At 27.6% G+C, this 4,132-nt stretch carries 4 protein-coding genes; all 4 read right to left on the minus strand.

Annotated elements, in window-relative coordinates:
• Window positions 1–259: 259 nt before the first annotated feature.
• A complete protein-coding gene (locus Q5F54_RS11405) occupies window positions 260–2,623 on the minus strand; it encodes a thioester domain-containing protein (protein WP_288525626.1) in 2,364 nt (787 codons plus the stop codon).
• Between the two features lie 73 nt (window positions 2,624–2,696).
• Window positions 2,697–3,332, minus strand: a complete 636-nt coding sequence (locus tag Q5F54_RS11410; RefSeq protein ID WP_288525628.1) for a hypothetical protein — start codon at window positions 3,330–3,332, stop codon at window positions 2,697–2,699.
• 251 nt (window positions 3,333–3,583) lie between these two features.
• Entirely contained in the window at window positions 3,584–3,802 is a 219-nt protein-coding gene (locus Q5F54_RS11415) for a helix-turn-helix transcriptional regulator (RefSeq protein ID WP_177548966.1), read from the minus strand.
• A 10-nt stretch (window positions 3,803–3,812) separates the two neighbouring features.
• On the minus strand, window positions 3,813–4,031 hold the full coding sequence (locus Q5F54_RS11420) for a helix-turn-helix domain-containing protein (protein ID WP_177548968.1): 219 nt from the start codon (window positions 4,029–4,031) through the stop codon (window positions 3,813–3,815).
• Between the last annotated feature and the right edge of the window lie 101 nt (window positions 4,032–4,132).

The following is a 4,132-nucleotide window of genomic DNA, read 5'->3' on the forward strand; positions in this document are numbered from 1 at the left end:
TATTTTTGCTGACTCAATCATTGTTAAGATTATAGTATTTCTTTTGAAACTCTCCATTGACAAAAACATTCCCGTTACAGTCAAATAAAATCCCACAAATACCATAATCATATTTAAAATAAAACCTCGCACATTTTCACTCCTTTCACAGAAATTCAAAATTTTACGATATATAAACTTAAAAATTGTTCTCAGGGAACAATTTTCAATAAAATAGAACTTAGATTAATCCAAGTTCTATTTTAATACTTATATACTTTTATTTTTTCTTTCCAAAAATGCTAGACATACTTAAATTACCTTTATTAAGTTTCTCATCTAACATTTCATTTAATGCGTCTAGATTTTCTTTTGTCCATCCTTTTGGTATTCCATTAGGGAATGGGTTATCTGAATCAATCGGCTCTAAAATAATTGCATCATCTAAAATAGATTCTGAATCCATATGTGCATACATATGTGCATATATATTAATATCATATCCTATTTCTACATTTATTTTATTTATACCAATATCTTTTGTACTTTCTACATTTGCTTGATAATCACCAATCCTCGCCCAAATAGGTAAGTAAAACTTTCTTCCACCATCTATTAGGTCATATTGTATTCTTGAATCTTGATTATTTACTTGATTGTCATTAAATAAAGCACCAGTTCTTTTTTCAACATTTATATGTTGAAGTTCAAATTTTTGTTTTGATATAGTTACATTGTTATTAGTAGATGATTTTTTACTAGTATTTTCTAAAGCTACTGTAGATACACCATTTTTGCTACTATACTCAATGTAACTTTTATCTACTATTTCATCTTGCGCTTTAAAATCAAAAGAAAAATCTAAATCATTTGACCCTATCTCATTTATATAAGTCAAATCTAAAGGCACTTCAAATCCATACCCTGTTCTCATTCTTTTTATTCTTTCTAAAGGAATATCTAATGTTTCATAATAAACTTTCATATTTTTTCCGACTTCTCTTTCAGTCATTACAACTCCACGATATGATAAATTATCTTGCTTTGAAGAATCTACTTTTATTATTTTTTCACTTGATGTATAACCATCTGTAGTTAAACTCATTGCATTACTTATTACATCAACCATATTTGAATCATACCCCTCTATTTTTAGAGTATATGATTTACTTGAATCTTTTTTTAGCTTTGTTGAAGGTATTGTCATGTCTAACATTTCGGGTAATGTTTTCGCAGTAAACTCTTTTGAAATTACTTCATTATTACTATTATCATATAAGCCTAATTTGATTTTTGAATTGCTCATATCGGCTATATTTTCATCATAGATATACTTTTTATCTATCTCTACCTTTACAGGTAGTCCCTTATCAGCTTGTTCAGTATATATCTGAATCTTTTTAAGTCCTGCTTTAATCAGAGGAACATCATAATAGAACTTGATTGTTATATCACTATTTCCAACAGTTCCCGATTGTACTTGATTTGAAATAGGTCTATATGTGTAATCACCCTTTTTTAAATCGTTTTTAGGAGAATAACTATATTGTTCCCCTCGATTTTTCTTCTCATTTTCTTGACTTATTATACTTCCATCTCTATTGTCAATATGTTGTATAGTTATATTTTGTTGTGCATTGTACCAAAACTCTATTGTTAAGTCTTGATTCGGCACAGTTCCAGATTTACTATTAGTTGATTCTGGTATAAATGTAGTTCCATCTTTATATAATGGATTTTTAGGATAATAAGTGTAATTTGAACCTATATTTTTTTTATCATTTTCTTGGAGTAATATACTTCCATCATGCCTATTTTTATGTAAAACTGTAATATTTCTTTGCCTTGCCTTAAACTCAACACTTAAATTTTGTATCGGAGGTGGGTCTTGTTCCATTCCCTGTCCTAACCTTTGATATTTAGAGCTGGTTGGCATATACAATATAGATTGATATATTTTTAGAGAAGGTTTTATATTAGAGTAAACTACATTGTTTGAATAGTCTAAAGGTGCTGTTATATAAAATGATTGTCCACCGTTAATAGTTACATTTCCATTTGTATATGACTTACCATCTACTACTATAGTAGTTCCCGATTGAACAGCTAAAGTAATTGAATTTCTATAATCAGCATTAAAAGTTATAGTTTCTGATACTTGCCTATCTCCCGATACAGAACTAGTTACACTACTTTTGCTAAAAGAAGCATCTGTACTTGGTGCATCCTTTTTTTGTGCATGATCCATTAAAATAGAATATCCAGGTATCTTTCTTCGATATGCTGAATCATTATTATTCATTACTGAATCTAAGGCTAGGGTTGTTGCAACCCATGCATCATTACTAGTACCTATTTCATTTCCTATACCTCCATATCCATAATATAAAATAGCTCTTATTGATTCATTATTATAAATAGAACCCGAGTCATACGAAGTATTACTCGGAGGACTAGTTTTAGCATGGTCTACACAAAATGCCCACTGTCCATTTACCTTAAATCTACCTACCGTTGAACCTGTAGATGAAGTAACTTTTCCAATATATTCTATTTTAGCACTTCTCGCTTCTAAAGCAATTACAGTATTAAAACTTAATACAACTAATAATAAAATACTTAATATTTTTTTATATACTTTCATATTTACACCTCCAAATCTTATCAATTAAATAAAAAAAGAGATATTCAAATAAAATTTGAATATCTCTTTTTTATTATTTACCATAAATATTTTCAGATTTTATATCTCCATCATAAGCACCTTCATACTTTTCCCAAGTATTTCCATTCGGACCGTCTATATACCCCGAACCAATTTGAGTCCAATTTGAGTTTTCAAATACTTCTCCTACCTTATCCCAATCAACATTTGAATAAGAATCATCGTTTGATGATGCACTTGGTTTTGTATTTTCCTTGTTATTATTGTTATTATTTGAAATAGTTACTTGTGTAGTAGTTTCTTTAGTAGTACTTGAATTACTTGATTGTGTTGCAGTTTCTTTATTTCTACTTACAGTATTTGGTTGTGTAGTCGTTGTTTTAGCATTATTTACATTATTTACTACATTAGTTTCTTCTTTTTCGATATTTATATCTTCTGCAATTTTTTCTTCAACTGCTTCATCTTCATTACTTACTTCTGCTTTTAGCTCTTCTTCATCTTTATTTTTATTGTTTTCTTCTGATTCTTGTTGTGCTAATTCTTCTTGTTGTATTTTTTCTTTTTGAACTAACTCTTTATTTTTATGATTTAATCCAAACATACTTAATCCACCTATAGTAACTCCTAATATACTTGCAACTATTATATTTCTTTTCTTTGCATCCATATTGAATAATTTTTTCATAACATACTCTCCCAAATCTATTATTTTAATTTGTTATTTTCAATACATTTAAATACATTTCAATATATTTTTATATATAAAATCAAAAATATGTCAGTTCGTCAATGATATTTTGTAATTTTTTCCTTATTACTCATATAATTCATATTTAGTCCCATATTCTATGCATTTTTATGTCTTGATTTACATTTTGGACAATAATTGTCATCCTTAAGTTACACCTCTTTCTTGCGTTGTATTGGGTTCATAAATTAATTTTTGAATATATTTTTAAATAGCAAATCATCTATACTAATATTTAAAGACCTCGCTATATTATAAACTGCTTCTAATCTAATATTATTTCTATTGCAAGATATTATATTTTGAGCCATCTTATAATTGATTTTTATTTTTTCTGATGTTTCTTTTATGCTTAAAGAATTACTTTCTCTATAATTTCTTACATTCCTTGAAATCATTAATTCCACAAAATCACCTCTATTCTTCATAGAACTTTTGACACACAAAATCATCTACAGTTACATCTAATACTAAAGCTAACCTTGCTATATCTTCTATATTATGCTCGAAAGAAAGTTCTCTTTCTATAGAAAGTATCTTCGCTTTTGATACTCCCGATAATTTAGATAATTCATCAACTGTTAAATTTTTTTCTTGCCTAAGAAATTTTAAATTTTTATAAATTTCCCATTTCACATATATCACAACCTTTCAAAAAAAAAGCCTATCAATTAATTTGATAGGCTCAGAGCGTAGACAAAGTCTACGCTCTTTTATTTTTGTCAATACTCTTTATG

Source organism: uncultured Romboutsia sp., from assembly GCF_958366745.1.
Lineage (GTDB): Bacteria > Bacillota > Clostridia > Peptostreptococcales > Peptostreptococcaceae > Romboutsia > Romboutsia timonensis.

What these genes read in the sequence shown, in the direction of transcription:
- Q5F54_RS11405 (WP_288525626.1), bottom strand. Translation starts at nt 2,623, where the DNA reads ATGAAAGTATATAAAAAAATATTAAGTATTTTATTATTAGTTGTATTA.
- Q5F54_RS11410 (WP_288525628.1), bottom strand. Translation starts at nt 3,332, where the DNA reads ATGAAAAAATTATTCAATATGGATGCAAAGAAAAGAAATATAATAGTT.